The following is a 17,871-nucleotide window of genomic DNA, read 5'->3' as shown; positions in this document are numbered from 1 at the left end:
CTGCGCGCGCCGCCATGGTCTGACAGCATGTGCGTGTGGCGAGTGAAACGTTCAATAGCGAGGCACGGCTGTCGTGGGTGCTGGCGGTGCTCGCGGGTGTGGTGGGCGCGATCTCATTTACCCACTCCGCCGGATACTTCGTGGTTTTCGTCACCGGCAATGCCCAACGCGCCGTGCTCGGGTACTTCACCGGCGAAGTGTGGCTTGCCGCCAGCGCCGGCCTGCTCATTGTGGCGTTCGTCGCCGGCGTGATCGTTGCATCACTGTGCCGGCGATTCTTTTGGGTGGACCATCCGCACGGCCCGACAGTGCTGACCACCTTCAGCCTGCTGGCCGCGACCGTGGTGGACCTTGTCGATACGGGATGGGAAGCAAATCTCCTCGACTTCGCGCCGATAGTGCTGATGGCCTTCGGCACCGGGGCATTGAACACGTCGTTTGTCAAGGACGGCGAGGTCTCGGTGCCGTTGAGCTATGTGACCGGCACGACCGTGAAGATGGGTCAGGGCATCGAACGCCACATCGCCGGTGGCGGAAGCACCTCGGACTGGCTCGGGTACTTTCTGCTGCTGGGCAGCTTTGTGGTCGGCGCCACCGTGGGCGGCTTCATCAGCCTGGTCGTCAACGGGACCTGGATGCTGGTGATGGCTACGGCCTTGTGCGCATTGACAACCGCTTACACGTATTTCCATCAGGACCGCCGCGCGCTGCTGCTGGAAGCCGAGTCGGCCAAAAAGCAACGGCAGTAGCGCTGACCGGTGCGCTACTGCCGTTGCTGGCTGGGAGGATCTCAGGTGGCCGGTTGCGCCGGTTGCGCCGGTTGTGCCGGTTGGGCAGTGGTGTTGCTGGCCAATAGCACCTGCTGGATGTCGGGCTTCATGGCGAGCAACTGCTGGTTCCAGTAGGGCCACGAGTGCGTCCCGTTGGCCGGGAAGTTGAACGTGCCGTTGCGCCCGCCCGCGGCCGCGTAGGTGTTCTGGAACTGCTGGTTTGTGCGCAGCGTCAGACCTTCCAGGAACTTGGCCGGCATGTTGTCGCCGCCGAGGTCGCTGGGGGTCCCGTTGCCGCAGTAGACCCAGATCCGGGTGTTGTTGGCGACCAGCCGCGGAATCTGCAGCATCGGGTCGTTGCGCTTCCACGCCGGGTCAGTGGACGGACCCCACATGCTGTTGGCGTTGTAGCCACCCGAGTCGTTCATCGCCAGCCCGATCAGCGTCGGCCACCAGCCCTCGGACGGGTTGAGGAAACCCGAAAGCGATGCGGCGTAAGGGAATTGCTGCGGGTAGTACGCGGCCAGGATCAGGGCGGAGCCGCCGGACATCGACAGGCCCACCGCCGCGTTGCCGGCCGGCGAGATCTGCTTGTTGGCCTGCAGCCACAGCGGCATCTCCTGGGTCAGGAACGTCTCCCACTTGTAGGTGTAGTTCTGACCGTTGCCCGACGAAGGCTGGTACCAGTTGGTGTAGAAGCTGGACTGCCCGCCGACCGGCATCACCACCGACAGGCCGGATTGGTAGAACTCCTCGAAGGCCGGGGTGTTGATGTCCCAGCCGTTGTAGTCGTCCTGGGCCCGCAAACCGTCGAGCAGGTACACCGCGTGCGGTCCACCGCCTTCGAACTGGACCTTGATGTTGCGGCCCATCGACGGTGACGGCACCTCCAGGTACTCCACCGGCAGCCCCGGCTTCGAGAACGCCCCCGCGGTAGCCGCGCCGCCGGCGGCGGTGACGAGGCCGGACATCAGGGCAGCCCCCATAGCCGCGACCGCCAGCTGACGCGGCATGGTTGCCGCGGCACTACGCAACTTCCGCAACTCTTCGAAGAACTTCATAGCTCTCTACCCATCCCAACTTTCATCTGCCGTGTGCGGCGGTCGAATCCGTTCGCTGGGCAGTGAAACACGGAGGGAGGGCGCAATTCGCCTGTCGCGGCCGGAGCTTCACGTCGCGGTTGGCTAACGATTGGGCGTCAGCCGGGAATCGTCACCGTTGGGTCACGATTCGTTATCGGAACCGCGTGCCGGCCTTTCCAACCGCTGGCCTATCGGCTATGGCGCCGATGGCCCCTAGGCGACGAGCCGGCGCAATAGCGTTGATGCCGTGGCGATTCCGAGCACCGCGGCCACCACCAGCACGACGATGTCCATCGGGTTGAATGGCGTGCCGATCAGCAGCCCCCGCAAGGCGTCGACCTCATAACTGAGCGGGTTGACTCGACTCAACACGTGCAGCCACGTCGGCATCACGTCGACCGGATACAACGCGTTCGAGGCGAAGAACAGCGGCATCGTGATGGCCTGACCGATCCCCATCAGGCGATCGCGGTTGCGCACCAAGCCGGCCAGCGTCATTGACAGGCAGGCGAAGAACGCGGCACCGAGCATCACGACGGCCATCGCCGCCAGGATCCGCAACGGGTTGACCGTCAGGCCGACGTTCATCAGATACGCCAGCGCCATCACGCCGACCACCTGCGCGACCGAGCGCACCCCGGCCGCAAACGCCTTGCCGGAAATCAGCGCCGACGCGGGGGCGGGCGTCACCATCAGCTTGGCCAGGACGCCCGCGTCTCGATCCCAAATGATCTGTATCCCATAGAAAATGGAGATGAACAGCGCCGACTGGGCGATGATCCCCGGTGCCAGGAAGGCGAGGTAGGACACCGATCCGGTCTGGATGACGTGCAGGTGGCTGAATGTTGTCCCGAAGATCAATAGCCACAGCGCAGGCTGCACCATCCGGGTGACGAGCTCGGTCCGGTCGTGCTGCAACTTCTGTAGTTCGACGATCGCGAACGCGCCGATGCGGCTGAACACGGCACCGACCCGTTGCCATCCGCGCGGCGCGCGGACCAGGGTGCCCGGCATGGCGCTATCAACCGACACGGCGCGCAACCTTTCTGGCAGAACGGATTTCGCGGAGCGATCCCGCCGCCTCGGACGACGCCGCCTCGTCCTCCAAGCCCGAGGCCGCATAGTGGCGGAACACGTCATCGAGGGTCGCGCGCGGCCCCACCGTCGACTTCAACTTGGCGGGCGAGCCCACCGCCCGCAACTCACCGTGGTGCATCAGCGCGACGCGGTCGCACAACGCGTCGGCCTCTTCCATGTAGTGGGTGGTGAGCAGCACGGTCATCCCGAACTGCGCCTGCATCTTCCGCACCTGTGTCCAGACGCCGTCGCGCGCAATCGGGTCCAGCCCGACGGTCGGTTCGTCGAGAACCAACAGCGACGGCCGGTTCACCAGCGCCTGGGCCACCTCGAGGCGGCGGACCATGCCGCCGGAATACGCGGAGGCCATCCGGTCGGCCACGTCGAGCAGGTCCATGGCGGCCAGCGCCTGACCGACCCGCTCGGAACGCTCGGCCCGGGGCACACCGTAGAGGCGTGCGAACCATTCGACATTCTGCCGGCCGGTCAGTGCGGGCTCGATCGAGAGCTGTTGCGGCACATAGCCGATGTTGCTGCGAATGTCGGTGGTTTGGCGGCGGGCGTCCAAGCCGAAGACGCGCAGTTCACCCTGCTGCACCGGCGTCAGCGTGGTGAGCATCCGGACCATGGTCGTCTTTCCGGCGCCGTTCGGACCGAGCAAGCCCATGGTTTCGCCCGGCCGCACCTGCAACGTCACGTCGTTGACGGCGGTGAACTGGCCGTAGCGATAGGTCAGGTGTCTGGCATCGATCGCCATCGGCAGTGATGCGCTCATGGTCGTCGCTCCAGCAGTTTCTGGGTCATCGTCTCAATGACCTCCAATCCTCTTGTCAAATACTCGATTTGATCATCGTCAAGCTCGGCGAGAACCTCGGCCAGCACGGCTCGCCGTGCGGCGCGGGACGCGTCGACGACCTGCTGGGCGGGCTCGGCAAGGTGTAGCCGGCCAACCCTGCGGTCGGTGTCGCCGACCGTCCGCGTCAGCAATCCGCCGGATACCAGCTTGGAGACCAGGGTCGAAGCGGTGTTGGGGGCCAGCCCGAGCTCGGCGGCGGCGGCGTTGACCGAGACGCCCGGCCGCCGGCCCACCAGCCACAACAGCTCGGACTGCGACTCGGTCAACCGCGACGAATCGAAGCCGCGCCCGGCCGACCGTCGGAGTTGCCGGCGGAACCTGCCGACGACGCGAAACACCTCGGTGACCACGTCGGTACTTGACTTCACCTTCTCGATAATACCTCTGTAGTGGAGCTATCTATGTGCGGAAGCTGTGCAGAAGGTATGTACCCGCTACTTCGGAAGGCGATGCAGGACCACGTCGGCGAGGGCCCCGTCGGCGAGGCGTGCGGTCATGTAGGTGCAGAACGGCTGCCGGCGGCGATCCGTCGGCGAGCCGGGATTGAGCAGGCGCAGCCCGGTGTCGGCACTGGTGTCCCAGGGGATGTGGCTGTGCCCGAACACCAGCACCTGGGTGTCGGGGTACAGCCGCGACATCCGGGCTTCGCGGCCCGCCGCTGCGCCGGTCTCGTGCACGACCGTGAATCGCACGCCCGCCAGGGTCACGTCCGCGCGTTCCGGCAGCCTCGCCCGCAGCGCCGGCCCGTCATTGTTGCCCCAGCAAGCCACCAGCCGGGCCGACCTGGTCTCGAGTTCGTCGAGCAACTCGGGCACCACCCAGTCGCCCGCGTGCATGACCACGTCGGCCGCGTCCACCTCATCCCAGACCCGTGCGGGCAAGTCGCGGGCGCGCTTGGGCACGTGGGTATCGGAGATCAGCAGCAGCCGCACAACCCCTATCTTGCGCCCTATCTTGCGCGGTCCCTCACACTTCGACTTTGTGGAGCCGGCCGGTGGGCGCATCTGCCTCCTCGCCCAGCAGCAAGGAACGAACAAGGCGACGGGGTCCGAAGGGCCGCAGCATGGCGCTGGCCGGGCGGGGCCGCACGCGCAACGGCCACCAGAACCAGCGCCCCAGCAGCGCCGCGATCGACGGTGTCATCAACGAGCGCACGATCAGCGTGTCGAACAACAGGCCGAGGCCAATCGTGCTGCCGGCCTGGCCGATTGAGCGCAGGTCGCTGGCGACCATCGACATCATGGTGAAGGCGAACACCAGGCCCGCGGAGGTGACGACGCCACCGGTCTCGCCCATGGAGCGAATGATGCCGGTCCGCAACCCCGCGCCGATCTCCTCCTGGAACCGCGACACCAGCAGCAGGTTGTAGTCGGATCCGACGGCCAGCAGGATGATCAGCCCGAAAACCGGCGCGATCCAGTTCAACTCCAGGCCCAAGAGGTGTTGCCACACCAATACCGAGAGCCCGAAGGCGGCACCCAGCGACAGCAACACCGTGCCGACGATCACCATGGATGCGACCAGCGCACGCGTGATGATCAGCATGACGACGAAGATCAGCGTCAGCGCCGCGAGTCCGACGATCAGCAGGTCGTAATGGGAGCCCGACTGGATATCGCGATAGATGGCCGCCGTCCCCGCGAGATAGAACTTGGCTCCGGTCAGCGTCGTCCCCTTCACCGCTTGATGCGCGGCGGCCAGTGCCGGCATCACCGCGGAAATACCCGCCGGCGTCGCCGGATCGGCATCATGGGTGATGATGAAGCGCGCGGCCTTACCGTCGGGCGACAGGAAAAGCTTCAGGCCGCGTTGGAAGTCGGGATTCTGAAACGCTTCCGGCGGCAAATAAAAGTAGTCGCCACTCCGGGAAGCGTCGAAGGCCTGGCCCATCGCGCTGGCCGTATCGGTCATCTGCGCCATTTGGGTGACCAGGCCCGAGAAGCTGCTGTGCATCGTGAGCAGGGTCCCCTGCATCGATTTGGCGACGGCGATGATCGGCGGGAACTCGGCCTGCATCTGGGGCAGTATGGCGTCGACGTTGTTCACATCTTTGATCAGCGTGCTCATGTTCTCGCTGAACTTGTCCACGCCATCGATCGCCTCGAACACCGACCTCGCGGCCCAGCAGACGGGGATGTTGAAGCAGTGCCGTTCCCAATACAGATAGCTCCGGAACGGCCGAGCGAAATCGTCGAAATCCGCTAGGTGGTCGCGCATCTCGTTCAGCGTGGCCTGCATCTCGCCCATATCACCGACCATGCGATGGGTCGCGTCGCTCATCTGCCCGAGCAAGCCCTGCATCCGCTGCATCGAGGCGATCATGGCGCCGAGGTCGTCGCTCATCTTGAGCATGTCGTCCGTGCGGTCCCGCATGAATTGCAGGTTCTGTTGGATCGGGATCGATTGGGCGCTGATCTGAAACGGTATGGACGTGTGCTCGATGGGTCCACCCAACGGCCGGGTGATGCTCTGCACCATCGCGATTCCGGGTGAGCGGAATACGTCTTTGGCGAGCCGGTCCAGGATGATCATGTCGCCGCTGTTTCGCATGTCATGATCGGCTTCGATCATGAGGATGTCGGGATTCATTGTGGCGGCGCTGAAATGGCGTTCCGCAGCCGCGTATCCGACATTCGAGGGAAGGTTGTGCGGTATGTAGAAGCGATCGTTGTAGCTGACCTTCATGCTCGGCATGATGAGGATGCCGACGATCGCGATGACAAGTGAGGCCGCGAACACCGGACCGGGCCAGCGCACGGTGGCGGTGCCGATGCGCCGCCACCCGCGCGTCTTGATCATCCGCCTCGGGTCGAGCAGGCCGAACCCGGTGGCGACCGCGACGACGGCGGGGGCCGCTGTCATCGCTCCCGCGACGACGACCAACAGGCCCAGTGCGGAAGGAATGCCGAGTGCCTTGAAGTACGACAGGCGTGCCAGGTGCAAGCAGAACGTGGCCCCGGCGATGGTCAATCCCGAGCCCAAGATGATGTGCGAGGTCCCACGAAACATGGTGTACCAGGCCGTCTCTCGATCCTGACCCGCCTGCCGAGCCTCCTGGTAGCGGCCGATGAGAAAGATCGCGTAATCGGTTCCCGCCGCAATCGCCAGCGATGACAGCATGGCGACGACGAACGTAGAAAATCCCAACAGCCGGTTGTTTCCGAGCAGCGCGACCAGCCCCCTGGCCGTGCCCATCTCGAAACCGACCATGACGAGGACCAGGAGCACCGTGCTGACGGAGCGGTAGGCGATGAAGAGCATGATCATGATGACCACGCCCGTCACGCCCATCATCTTGAACATGCTCTTGTCGGCGGCCTCGTTCATGTCCGTCGTCAGCGGCGCCGGGCCGGTGACGTAGACCTTGAGCCCGTGGGGCGGCGCTGACCTGTCAACGATCTTTCGCACCGCGTCGACGGATTCGTTGCCCTCGGTGCTGCCCTGGTTGCCGGCCAGGTTGAGTTGGACGTAGGCGGCTTTGCCGTCCCGGCTCTGGACACCGGCGGCGGTGAGCGGGTCTCCCCAGACGTTCTGAACGTGCTGCACGTGCTTGGGGTCGGCCTGCAGTTTGTTCACCAAGCCGTCGTAATAGCGGTGCGCCTCGTCACCGAGTGGCTTATCACTCTCGAGCACGATCATCGCGATGCTGTCGGAATCCGACTCGTGGAAGGTGGCGCCCATCCGCTTGGCCGCGATCATCGCGGGCGCGTCCTGCGGAGACATCGTCACCGCATGGTGGCGTGCGACCGACTCGATCGGCGGCACAAGCACGTTCAGGGCGACGGTCAGGAGCAGCCAGCCGATGATGATCGGCCACGCGAAGGCGCGGACGAACCGCATGAATCTGGGCCGGGTGTCGCTATCGGTTTTCATGCGGCCTTCACCAGACAGGAAGTCTGGGCGTGGCGGCCGGCCGACGAGCGCTGGTCCTTGACCACACCGTTGACGGTAATGCGGCAACCGATGTCGTCGCTGTTGCCCTGTGCCACCACGCTGGCGATCACGGCGGGCACCGTTGTGGTGACCGTGAAGGTCCACGGCAGCGTGGTGAAGTTCGCCTGTTCCGGTTGCGCCTTGTTGTCCAGGTAGCTCACGGTTCCCGCGGTGTCGCTGGGGCCGTAGACCTCGTAGGTCACCTGCTTGATGTGCGAGGGTTCGAGTGGTCGGGCGCTGCTGCCCGTCGCGGTGAAGATCGCATCGGAGCCGAAAACGCCGCGGAGCCGCTCGACGGCGATACCGCCGAGGATGACCGCCACCACGACGACGAGCGGCACCCAAGCCCGTTTGAGGAACGTGGACACTGACGTTTCCTTTCCCTCGTGACCTGGTCGCCCTGGTACGGAGTTTCTGCCCGCGTCGGCGCAGCCAATAGGGCCGTTTGGCCCGCACCTGAGGGCCAGCGGGCACACGTCGCACGTGATCGCGTGAATGGGTACCCGCGGGCCACGGCTTAATCCGCGAGTAAATTATTACCGTACCCCCGGGGGTATTGGCAAGGCAGACGATATACCCCGGTGGGTATGGTATGAAGGAGTCATGGCAAACGAAGTTCACGACCCGGACGACATGGATGCCGTCCTTGCGCGGTTGCGTCGAGCGCACGGGCAGCTCGGCGGCGTCATCGGGATGATCGAGCAGGGGCGCAGCTGCAAAGACGTCGTCACCCAACTGGCGGCGGTGTCGCGGGCGCTGGATCGCGCCGGCTTCAAGATCATTGCCTCGGGGCTGCGCGACTGCATCGCCCGACCGGCGGGTAGTCCCACCGACGGGCCGGGCATGTCGATCGACGAGCTGGAAAAACTGTTCCTGAGCCTGGCCTGACGGTCAGCGCCGACGAGAGGGAAAGCGCAATGGACCCCGCCGACAGCGGTCGAGCTGGATCGAAGGTCACACTGTGGGTGGACCCGGTGTGCCCGTTCTCGTGGAACACCGCACGGTGGCTGTGCGCCGTCGCCGACAAGACCGGCATGGCTGTCGATTGGCAATTGATGAGTTTGGCGGTGCTCAACGAGGGGCGAGAGCTCCCGGCCCCTCAGCAGGCCCGCATGCGCGACTCGCAACAAGTCGGCAGGCTGATGGTTGCGATCGCGCGCGAAAAGGGCACCGCCGGGTGGACCGCCGCGTACTTCGCCTTCGGTGAGCGTTACTTCGACGGCTCGGCACCCCTTGACGACAGTCTCGTCGCCCACGTTTTGGCCGCGGCCGGTGCACTCGACACCGCCGCCTCGGTTGTCTCGGACGCGTCGCTGGACGAAGTCGTGCGGCGCGGACACCAGGAGGCGCAAGACGCGCTCGGCGAAACCGGGGGGAGTCCGATCCTGCGGGTTGACGGGCATGCTTTTTTCGGACCGGTCCTCACCGCGGTACCGGATGCCGAGGATTCGGTCGCACTGTTCGATGCGATCGCCACAATGGGTGCGGTCCCGCAGTTCGCCCAGCTGCAACGCCCGCGCACCCGGGCTCAGTTGTGACGGGCCCGGGCGCGAATTGCCCTAGTGCTGAACGAAATTCCAGGTAGCTCGAGACCGAGGAGGAAGAAATGACATCAGGATTGACCGCTACGCTGCACACCTCGTTCGAGGAGGCGGTGGAACAAACCACCAAAGCCCTCGCGGACCAGGGTTTCGGGGTGCTGACCACGATCGACGTCAAAGCCACCCTGAAGAACAAGCTCGGGGAGGACATGGAGAACTATGTGATCCTGGGCGCCTGCAATCCGGTGTTGGCGCATCGCGCGCTGGGCATTCACCGCCAGATCGGTCAGTTGCTGCCGTGCAACGTCGTGGTGCGAACCGACCCCGCGGAAAACGATGCGATCCTCGTCGAGGCGATGGATCCCCAACTCATGGTCAAGGTGACGGGCGAGCAGGGGGCCTTGCAGGAAGTTGCGGATCAGGCCACCACCAAATTGCAGGCCGCGATCGGCGCGCTTCGGTAGCCGATCTGCTGAGTTGCGGGGAGTCAGCTTTGCTGGCTCCGCGCTTCTGCACCCGTTTCGCCGGCATCGAAAGAGTCATCGGAACCAGCCGCTCCGACGTAGGAGCCGTCGGCCTCGCCGGCCGCTGCACGTGACCGGGACTCGTGAGCCTCGGGTTCGACATCCGACTCCGTCTTGTGGCCCTTCGGTTCTCCCATTTGCTTCCTTCCGGCGCGGTTCCTGACGTCCCGAGGGGTTCCCCGTGGACGGGCCGGCAAACCACATGTCGGTTACTGAGGACGCCGTCCCGGGAGCACAGACGAACGATCGATCAAGCCTCGCTCAACGCGTCGCCAAACCCGCGAACGACGCGGTTGTGTTGGCTTTCCGCCAGCGCCTGGCCGGCCCCGAGGACCAGGGCCACGGGCCATTCGAGGATCTGCAGCTCCGCCAGTGCGGCCAGTCCGCCATAGAAGGCGAGGTGGTCGACGTGCGGCACTCGTACCTGTCCGATGATCGGGACGTTGAGGCGCACCCCGCCGTCTCCCTGATCGGTGACGCGCGTCCGTGACCCGCGCGCCTCCGATTCGGTTGCGCGGTTCGTGCGTTCAGGCATGCCGTTCCCCTCCGTGCGGTTCGCGTGTTCACGCAGGGCTTCCCCGGGCGGCCGCCGCCAAACGAATTCCGGCTATCGCGCAAGGAATTCGAGCAGAGCGTCGTTGAATTGGTCGGGATGGCTGATCTGGCACCCGTGCGGCCCGTCGGCAATCACCCGCAGCGCGCTGCCGGGCAGCGCTTCGTGCGTGCGTCGGGCCGAACCGTCAAACGGCACCGAGGCATCGCCGTCGCCGTGAATGACCAGTGCGGGTACCGTGACCCGCGTCAGGTCGTCGCGAAAGTCGGTGCCGGCCCACGCGGCCATGCAGGCCATCGACGCCTCCTTGCTCGCCTGTTTGCACAACGCAACCGCCGCAGCGCGGGTGTCCTCGCTGACGCGCAATTCGCCGTTCACAGAGAAGAATTCGGTCATCTGCTGGTCGTAGAATGCGCTTGGATCCCTGACGAAGGCCGCGGTCGCGGCGGCGGCGTCCTTCTTGGTGAGTGGGCCGTCCGGGTTGTCGCCGGCATGCAGCATGTACGGGGTCACCGAAGACGCGAACACGACGCTGCGGACGCGGTCGGCGCCATAGGACGAGATGTACCGCGCAATCTCGCCGCCACCCATGGAGGAGCCCACCAAGCTGACGTCGCGGAGGTCGAGGGCATCGATCAATGCGCGCAGGTCGTTGGCGAGGCTGTCGTAGGTGTAGCCCGTCACCGGTTTGTCGCTGCGGCCGAAACCGCGCCGGTCGTAGGTGACGACTCGGTAGCCGGCGGCGTGCAGCACCGGGACCTGTGCCGACCAGGCCTGCCCGGAGAGCGGCCACGGGTGAATGAGCAACACCGGCCGGCCCGGGCCCCCGGTGTCATCGACGTGCAGGCGAGCGTCTTTGAAAAGCCCATGGTGTGCGGTGACATTGGGCATCGAGTGACCTTTCCTGCCGAGGCGGAGCTGCTGTCCTCAGCGGCGACTACCCCTCGGATGCCCAGCCAAACGGGATGGGCCGGATGGCGATGCCGGATGGCCTCGGCGATATTCTTAGCGCCCCGGAGTCAAGGAGAAACTCAATGCGCACCTTCGAATCAGTAGCCGAACTCGCGGCCGCAACGGGCGAAACCATCGGCCACAGCGATTGGGTGACCATCACCCAGGAAGACGTCAACCTGTTCGCCGACGCGACCGGCGATCACCAGTGGATCCACGTCGACCCGGAACGCGCCGCCGCCGGTCCCTTCGGCGGGACGATCGCCCACGGTTTCATGACCCTGGCACTGCTGCCGCGTCTGCAGCATCAGATCTACACCGTCAACGGGATCAAGCTCGCAATCAACTACGGCCTCAACAAGGTTCGCTTCCCCGCCCCGGTGCCGGTCGGCTCCCGGGTGCGCGCGCAGACGTCGCTGGTCAGCGTCGACGACGTCGGCAATGGCGCCATGCAGGCGACCATGTCGACAACCGTCGAGATCGAGGGCGCGCCCAAGCCGGCGTGCGTGGCCGAGAGCATCGTCCGCTACGTCTCGTGATCCGCCACCGCGAGACATAAACCACGGCGACGTTTACGGCGTGTCGTCGCCAACGTTTATGTGTCGTGGCGGGGGCGGGTCAGAACTCCGCGACGGAATGCTCGAGCCGCTCGGCCAGTCGCGCCTGGGCTTCCGCCCGCCGGGTGGGTATGTGCGCGGACGGGAACGGCGTTGCAACGGGCTGGTATTCGCGCAAGGTGCGGCGGGCCACCGTCATCTTGTGCAATTCGGTGGCGCCGTCGGCGATGCCCAGCGACTCGGCCGCCACCATCATCTTGACGAACGGCATCTCGTCGGAAACGCCGAGTGCGCCATGCAGGTGCATGGCCCGCTGCACGACGTCATGCAGCACCTGGGGCATGGCGACCTTGACCGCCGCGATGTCGCGGCGCACCTTCTGGTAGTCGTGATGCTTATCGATCAGCCACGCCGTGCGCAACACCAGCAGCCGGAACTGTTCGATCTGTATCCAGCTGTCGGCGATCTTCTCCTGGGTCATCTGAAAATCCGACAGTCGCCCGTGCCGCGTCTTGCGTGACACGGCGCGCTCGCACATCATGTCAAAAGCGCTGCGCGCCAAGGCAATCGTGCGCATGGCGTGGTGGATGCGCCCACCCCCGAGCCGGGTTTGCGCGATCATGAACGCCTGACCTTCGCCGCCCAGCACGTGGTCGGCCGGGACGCGCACGTCGGTGTAGCGGACGTACCCGTGGCTGGCGCGCGTCGATGACTCGGCTCCCACGCCGACGTTGCGGACGATCTCGATGCCCGGTGTCTCTGCCGGAACGATGAACAGCGACATCTTGTCGTACGTGCGCGCCTCGGCGTTGGTGACCGCCATGACGATGAAGAACGAGGCGTGCTTGGCGTTGGTGGAGAACCACTTTTCCCCGTTGATCACCCAGTAGCCGCCGTCGCGGGTAGCGGCGGTGACGAATTGTCCCGGATCGGAGCCGCCCTGCGGTTCGGTCATCGAATAGCACGACGTGATCTCGCCGTCGAGCAGCGGTTGCAGGTAGCGGGCCTTCTGCTCGTCGGTGCCGAACATCGCCAGTATCTCGGCGTTGCCCGAATCCGGCGCCTGGCAGCCGAACACCGACGGCGCCCAGCGGGACCGGCCGAGAATCTCGTTGAGCAGCGCGAGCTTGACCTGGCCGAAGCCCTGACCGCCGAGTTCCGGTCGCAGATGCGCGGCCCACAGCCCCTGATCCTTCACCTGCTGCTGCAGCGGACGCAGGATCGCCATCATCTCGGCGTTCTTCTTGTCATAGGGGTCGAGGGCGACCAGATCGAGCGGTTCGAGTTCGTCGACCATGAACTTTTCGACCCAGTCGAGCTTTGCCTGATATTCGGGGTTTGTTTCGAAATCCCACACGGTGGCCACCCGTTCCCCGGCGCCGCTTCGCGCCGGCCTCGTCGATGAAGCCACCCCATCGTAGATGGCGGCGGTGCGCGATCAGTCGTCGCTGCGGGTATCGATCACACGTTGCGCAATGTCGACGAGCTTGACCTGACTTTCCTGGGACAGGCGGCGCAGCAGGTCGAAGGCGCGCAACTCGTCGACGCCGTAGCGCTCCATGATGATGCCCTTGGCCTGGCCGATCCGGTCTCGCGTGGACAGGGCCGATTGCATCTGCTGGCCGTGGCGTCCCGCCATGATCGCTGCGGCGGCGTGTGCGGCGAACACGGATCCGATGGTCTCGGCTTCGGTGTCCCATACGTCGGACCGGAAGCTGAACAGGTTCAGCGCGCCGGCCGTGCGCTCCGCGGTGTAGAGCTTGAACGAGAGGCTGCTCAGCACACCGCGTTCCACGGCCGCCGGCGCATACTGGGGCCACCTCGGCTCGTTACGGAGGTCGTCTGTGCGCACGATCGTCTGTTGCAGAGCCGCATCGTGACAGGGGCCCTCACTGAAGTCGTGCTGTAGCTCGTCCAGCTGCGCAACCAAGCTATCGGTGTCCGCGACCGACTCGAAGTCACCGCCGCCCTTGATCAGCAGCACTCCCGCGATGTCCGCCGCCGGTATCAGCTCCACCGCGGCCGTGGTCACCTCGGTGAGGACGTGACCGAGCGAGCGTGGGGCGGCGATGTCGCGGGCTAGTTCGGCCATGCGCACAGCCAGCTGGTGCGTGGGTGCTGGGTCTAGGGACTCCATAAGACCGGATTCTCCACGATGCGGGCGTACCGCGACACCTGGGTGGCCCTCGGCGGGCCGGCCCAACGATTTGCTGTTGCCAGCGTTTGGCGCCAAGACCCACGGGTATCCGCCGACACCAGTACTTGCCGACAAGCCCAAGGAGCCCCAATGTTCGTTCATAACAAAGATCTTCAGTTCGAGGTCCGGGTCAGCGAGCCCGATCCACGTTTTGCGACGCTGCTGCAAGAGCAGTTCGGTGGCGCGAACGGTGAACTCAAGGCCGCCATGCAGTACTTCACCCAGGCGTTCGTGCTACGCGACAAGAACCCCAAGATGTACGACCTGTTCATGGACATCGCCACCGAGGAACTCAGTCACCTCGAGATGGTCGGCTCGATGATCACGATGTTGCTGGACGGCCTCAACGACAACCTGAAGATCGCCAACGAGAAGTGCGATTGGATGCCCGCGGTCGCCAGTGGCGACGGTCGTGACCAGATCATCCATCAAGTCGCGGTCAACCCGCTGTATCTGGCGCTCAACGGCGGCAGCCCGGATGTGAGCAACTCGCAAGGGGTGCCCTGGATGGGCTCCTACGTCAACGCCAACGGCGACCCCACGGTGGATCTGCGAAGCAATCTGGCCGCCGAGTCGCGCGCGAAAATCGTTTACGAGTACCTCAAGCAGTACACCGACGACCCGGGCGTGCAAGACACCTTGAACTTCTTGATGACCCGCGAGGTGGCTCACTACCAGCAGTTCACCGCCGCGCTCAACGAGCTGCCGGTGAACTTCCCGCCCGGGCAGTTGCCGGGTGACCCGCGCTTCCAGAATATGGCGTTCAACATGTCCAATGGCGGCGGCGAATCGATCCGCGGCCCGTGGAACGAGGGCCAGGGGCCGTGGCCGGAGGGCATGGAGTGGGAGTACGTCGAGAAGCCCGAACAGCAGTGGCTCGGCGGCACTACTCGCCAGAACCAGGGCGCACAGCAGAACCCGCAGGGATCGCCCGCGATCAAGGCCGAGAAGCCGTTCACGCACGAACAGCGCACTCCCACAAGTTAATCGGTGGACAAGAAGGCCGGGCGCTGACGATCCAGCGCCCGGGCTTCGAGTTTCTACTTGACCTGCGGGTCCGGTGGGTTGTCCTCCGCGCGGCCGGTCAATGCGTCGCGCACGTGGTCGACGACCGCCGCCCCCATCCCCACCGTCTTGAGGACCGCCGGGTTGGGCGGTGTGCCCGGATGGGGCCGGGTCGGAGCGATTTTCTTTGCCTGCTCCAGCTTTTCGCCGATCTTCTCCAGCTCTTCTCGGCCGATCGCCAGCTCGACCTGGGGCCACACCACGTCCTGCTCGTACGCGATATGTTCGCGACCCGCCCTGACGAACTCCTGCAACGCTTGGTGATAGTCCGGCTCGCCTGGCTTGCCGTTCTCGAGCCGCTGCAACAGCTGCTTGCCGGCCTGCTCCTGCTCGATCGCCTTGTCGACGAGTCCGTCACCGATCGCGTCGCGCACCGCCGGCCAAAAGAATTGCTCCTCAATGGCTTCGTGCTGCGACTCGGCGATTATGAGATTGTTCACCATGGTTTCCAGGCCGCTCGCCTCGGCGCCCGAGCCCGACGGCGCCCCGTCGAGCGTCTCGAACAGACCGAGAACGCTCTTATGGTCCTGGCGAAGAAAAGTGATTGCGTCCATGCCTTGCCTTCCAATCGGGCTTGTCACTCGAAGTGGCCTGCGGATACCCGGGCCTGGGGCGTTGAAACGGGCGGCCCGCGACGCAGGCTCGAGTGTGGTTGTGGCAAAACATCGATCGTTTCGCCCTGTCCCGTCGCGGGTAGCTCTACGCGATGGCGGCCGACGGTACAACGAAGTCTGTCGTGGTGGCGTTCGCCGCCAACGCCGGGATCGCGGCCGCGAAATTCGTCGGCTATCTGGTGACCGGAAGCTCGGCCATGCTCGCCGAATCGGTGCACTCACTGGCCGACACCATCAACGAGGTGCTGTTGATGGTCGGCAAGCACGAAGCGCTCCGGCGGCCAGATGCCTTGCACCAGTTCGGTTACGGCCGGAGCCGATATTTCTACTCGTTTGTTGTGGCCCTGCTGGTGTTTGTGCTCGGAGCGGTTGCCGCCGTGTACGAGGGGTATCGGAAGATCTCCCATCCCGAGCCGCTGACCTCGCCCGGTGTCGCCATCGCGATCCTGGTGGTCGCCGCGCTCTTGGAGGGTTTCAGCCTGCGAACCGTGCTCAGGGAGTCCAAGCGGCTGAAGGGTTCCGACAGCTGGTGGCAGTTCATCCGGAATTCGCGCATCCCGGAGCCGCCCGTGGTGCTGCTCGAAGACAGCGCCGCGCTGCTCGGCCTCGGCATGGCGTTCGCGGGCGTGACGCTGACGGCGGTAACGGGGAACGCGTTGTGGGACGCGGTCAGCACCCTGGGTATCGGTGTGCTGCTGGCCGTGATCGCCGTGGTTTTGATCGTCGAGACGCACAGCCTGCTAATCGGCGAGGGGGCAACGACCAACCAGTGCAAGATGATTCGGTCGGCCCTGCAACAGGCTGAGCATGTCGACAGCGTCCTTGACCTGCGCACCGAATACCTCGCCCCGGACCAGATGGTGGTGGCCGCCAAGGTCGTGTTCGGCCCGGAGCGGGAATTCGCGGTCGCCGCCGATGTGATCCGGAACGCAGAGGCGCGCATCCGGGAGACGGTGCCCGCGGTGCGCGTCGTCTACATTCAGCCCGAAGTTGAGCCCAAGTCCGTCTAGTGCAACTTGGGCAAGACGTTGGTGCGGTAGAAGTCGATGGCCGTCAGCGGGTTGCTCTGCGGGAAATGCATAAACGGCACGGCCCCGGCGTCCAGGACCGCTTGCACCGCCTTGATGTGGGTGGCGGGGTCGGTGCCGACCGTCCAGTTGGCCAGCACCTTGTCGATGGGATTGACGGCCGCGGCGCGCTGGATTTCGACCGGGTTCGGCTGGTCGACGGCGCCGGCGGTGAAGCGCCACAGGCCGGCGGCGGTCGTCGCCTCGGTGCCATCCCCGACGACCGCGAACAGCTCCGCACGCTTGCCCAGGCTGCCCGGGTCGCGGCCGGCGGCCTCCGCACCGGCGCCGAATGCGGCCACCAACGTCGGATTCGTGACATCCCGGGCCTGACCGATCCAGCCGTCACCGTATCGACCGGCCATGGCCGCGCTCTTGGGCCCGCTGGCCGCCACGAAGATCGGCGGTGGTGCGGCCGGCGTGTCGTAGAGCTTCAACGCGTTGGTCTGAAAGTAGCGGCCCGCGAACGAGGTTCGCGATCCGCTCCACAACTGACGGATCAGATTGATCGCCTCGACGAGCCGGTCGTGGCGCTCGGCGTACTTGCCGAATGTGTTGGTGGTCGCCTGTTCGTTGAGCCGTTCCCCGGTGCCGACCCCCAGGAATACCCGGCCGGGGCTGAGGATCGCCAGCGAGGCGAACGCCTGTGCCACGACGGCCGGGTGATAGCGGTAGGTGGGGCAGGTGACCCCGGTGCCGAACCCGATGCGACTGGTGGCGTTGCCCACCAACGCCAGCGTCAGCCACGGGAACATCGAATGGCCCTCGTTGTCCTGCCACGGCTGGATGTGGTCGCTGGCCCAGACATACTGAAAGCCGGCCTGTTCGGCCGCCTGCGCTTGCGCCACCAGCTGGTCGGTGCGGAACTGTTCGTGCGAGAGCACCACACCCACCGGCTTGGCCGCGGGCGGGGGCGGGGTGGCGGGAGCGGGATGATCGTTGCCCGGCTTCCCACAGCCGGCGGGAAGCCCGGCTGTGCCGAGGATGCTCGCACCGGCGGCCATCCGCCCGAATGCGCGACGCGAAACGCCGGTCACCGACCTAACGTACCCGCCGCTCCCGTCATGACACCCGGATGCGGCGC

At 65.4% G+C, this 17,871-nt stretch carries 20 protein-coding genes; 7 read left to right on the top strand and 13 right to left on the bottom strand.

The window, feature by feature from the left end:
- Positions 1–35 precede the first annotated feature (35 nt).
- On the top strand, positions 36–749 hold the full coding sequence (locus tag A5678_RS14500) for a YoaK family protein (protein WP_068043625.1): 714 nt from the start codon (positions 36–38) through the stop codon (positions 747–749).
- Between the two features lie 41 nt (positions 750–790).
- Here A5678_RS14500 and ag85C read toward each other — a convergent pair whose 3' ends face one another.
- The 7 genes from ag85C to A5678_RS14465 all read right to left on the bottom strand — a co-directional run bounded on the left by ag85C (position 791) and on the right by A5678_RS14465 (position 8,086).
- Complete coding sequence (ag85C, locus tag A5678_RS14495; protein WP_068043405.1) at positions 791–1,831, bottom strand: diacylglycerol acyltransferase/mycolyltransferase Ag85C; 1,041 nt, start codon at positions 1,829–1,831, stop codon at positions 791–793.
- Between the two features lie 234 nt (positions 1,832–2,065).
- Complete coding sequence (locus A5678_RS14490) at positions 2,066–2,884, bottom strand: ABC transporter permease (protein ID WP_068043624.1); 819 nt, start codon at positions 2,882–2,884, stop codon at positions 2,066–2,068.
- Positions 2,874–3,704 carry an ATP-binding cassette domain-containing protein gene (locus A5678_RS14485; protein WP_068043403.1) on the bottom strand — a complete coding sequence of 277 codons (831 nt, stop codon included), beginning with the start codon at positions 3,702–3,704 and terminating at the stop codon, positions 2,874–2,876. Before A5678_RS14485 ends, A5678_RS14490 begins: the two co-directional genes overlap by 11 nt.
- Complete coding sequence (locus A5678_RS14480) at positions 3,701–4,162, bottom strand: MarR family winged helix-turn-helix transcriptional regulator (RefSeq protein WP_068043401.1); 462 nt, start codon at positions 4,160–4,162, stop codon at positions 3,701–3,703. The genes A5678_RS14485 and A5678_RS14480 overlap by 4 nt, the downstream gene beginning before the upstream one ends.
- Before the next feature lie 57 nt (positions 4,163–4,219).
- The gene (locus tag A5678_RS14475; RefSeq protein WP_068043400.1) at positions 4,220–4,717 is read right to left on the bottom strand and encodes a metallophosphoesterase; all 498 of its coding nucleotides are present in this window, start codon (positions 4,715–4,717) and stop codon (positions 4,220–4,222) included.
- A gap of 34 nt (positions 4,718–4,751) precedes the next feature.
- Positions 4,752–7,658, bottom strand: a complete 2,907-nt coding sequence (locus tag A5678_RS14470; RefSeq protein ID WP_068043398.1) for an RND family transporter — start codon at positions 7,656–7,658, stop codon at positions 4,752–4,754.
- Entirely contained in the window at positions 7,655–8,086 is a 432-nt protein-coding gene (locus A5678_RS14465; protein ID WP_068043396.1) for an MmpS family transport accessory protein, read from the bottom strand. Before A5678_RS14465 ends, A5678_RS14470 begins: the two co-directional genes overlap by 4 nt.
- 235 nt (positions 8,087–8,321) lie before the next feature.
- On the opposite strand from A5678_RS14465, the gene A5678_RS14460 reads away from it, so the two are divergent.
- From A5678_RS14460 to A5678_RS14450, 3 genes are all read left to right on the top strand, one after another.
- A complete protein-coding gene (locus tag A5678_RS14460) occupies positions 8,322–8,606 on the top strand; it encodes a metal-sensitive transcriptional regulator (protein WP_068043394.1) in 285 nt (94 codons plus the stop codon).
- A 29-nt stretch (positions 8,607–8,635) separates the two neighbouring features.
- Positions 8,636–9,256 carry a DsbA family protein gene (locus tag A5678_RS14455; RefSeq protein ID WP_068043391.1) on the top strand — a complete coding sequence of 207 codons (621 nt, stop codon included), beginning with the start codon at positions 8,636–8,638 and terminating at the stop codon, positions 9,254–9,256.
- A 68-nt stretch (positions 9,257–9,324) separates the two neighbouring features.
- The gene (locus A5678_RS14450) at positions 9,325–9,723 is read left to right on the top strand and encodes a DUF302 domain-containing protein (RefSeq protein WP_068043389.1); all 399 of its coding nucleotides are present in this window, start codon (positions 9,325–9,327) and stop codon (positions 9,721–9,723) included.
- A gap of 310 nt (positions 9,724–10,033) precedes the next feature.
- Here the strand turns inward: A5678_RS14450 and A5678_RS14445 are convergent, their stop codons facing one another.
- Together A5678_RS14445 and A5678_RS14440 are read right to left on the bottom strand one after the other, a co-directional pair.
- Positions 10,034–10,318, bottom strand: a complete 285-nt coding sequence (locus tag A5678_RS14445; protein ID WP_068043386.1) for a hypothetical protein — start codon at positions 10,316–10,318, stop codon at positions 10,034–10,036.
- A 72-nt stretch (positions 10,319–10,390) separates the two neighbouring features.
- Complete coding sequence (locus A5678_RS14440; RefSeq protein ID WP_068043384.1) at positions 10,391–11,227, bottom strand: alpha/beta fold hydrolase; 837 nt, start codon at positions 11,225–11,227, stop codon at positions 10,391–10,393.
- Between the two features lie 143 nt (positions 11,228–11,370).
- On the opposite strand from A5678_RS14440, the gene A5678_RS14435 reads away from it, so the two are divergent.
- Positions 11,371–11,826, top strand: a complete 456-nt coding sequence (locus tag A5678_RS14435; RefSeq protein WP_068043383.1) for a MaoC family dehydratase — start codon at positions 11,371–11,373, stop codon at positions 11,824–11,826.
- A 79-nt stretch (positions 11,827–11,905) separates the two neighbouring features.
- Here A5678_RS14435 and A5678_RS14430 read toward each other — a convergent pair whose 3' ends face one another.
- Positions 11,906–13,201 carry an acyl-CoA dehydrogenase family protein gene (locus A5678_RS14430; RefSeq protein ID WP_068043621.1) on the bottom strand — a complete coding sequence of 432 codons (1,296 nt, stop codon included), beginning with the start codon at positions 13,199–13,201 and terminating at the stop codon, positions 11,906–11,908.
- Positions 13,202–13,282: 81 nt separating this feature from the next.
- Positions 13,283–13,981, bottom strand: coding sequence for a GAF and ANTAR domain-containing protein (locus A5678_RS14425; protein ID WP_068043382.1), 699 nt, complete (start codon positions 13,979–13,981; stop codon positions 13,283–13,285).
- 150 nt (positions 13,982–14,131) lie between these two features.
- Between A5678_RS14425 and A5678_RS14420 the strand changes: the two genes are divergently transcribed.
- Positions 14,132–15,028: a manganese catalase family protein gene (locus A5678_RS14420; protein WP_068043380.1), complete on the top strand. Its 897-nt coding sequence runs from the start codon at positions 14,132–14,134 to the stop codon at positions 15,026–15,028.
- Positions 15,029–15,081: 53 nt separating this feature from the next.
- Here the strand turns inward: A5678_RS14420 and A5678_RS14415 are convergent, their stop codons facing one another.
- Positions 15,082–15,660, bottom strand: coding sequence for a hemerythrin domain-containing protein (locus A5678_RS14415; RefSeq protein ID WP_068043378.1), 579 nt, complete (start codon positions 15,658–15,660; stop codon positions 15,082–15,084).
- Between the two features lie 152 nt (positions 15,661–15,812).
- Between A5678_RS14415 and A5678_RS14410 the strand changes: the two genes are divergently transcribed.
- Complete coding sequence (locus tag A5678_RS14410) at positions 15,813–16,730, top strand: cation diffusion facilitator family transporter (protein WP_068043376.1); 918 nt, start codon at positions 15,813–15,815, stop codon at positions 16,728–16,730.
- Here A5678_RS14410 and A5678_RS14405 read toward each other — a convergent pair.
- On the bottom strand, positions 16,727–17,824 hold the full coding sequence (locus tag A5678_RS14405; protein ID WP_068043374.1) for a F420-dependent hydroxymycolic acid dehydrogenase: 1,098 nt from the start codon (positions 17,822–17,824) through the stop codon (positions 16,727–16,729). The two genes, A5678_RS14410 and A5678_RS14405, sit on opposite strands and share 4 nt — an antisense overlap.
- Positions 17,825–17,871 lie beyond the last annotated feature (47 nt).

Origin of the sequence: Mycobacterium sp. E2733 (genome assembly GCF_001667585.1) — a bacterium.
Taxonomy (GTDB): Bacteria; Actinomycetota; Actinomycetes; order Mycobacteriales; family Mycobacteriaceae; genus Mycobacterium.
This window is presented reverse-complemented; position numbering and strand designations above follow the sequence as displayed.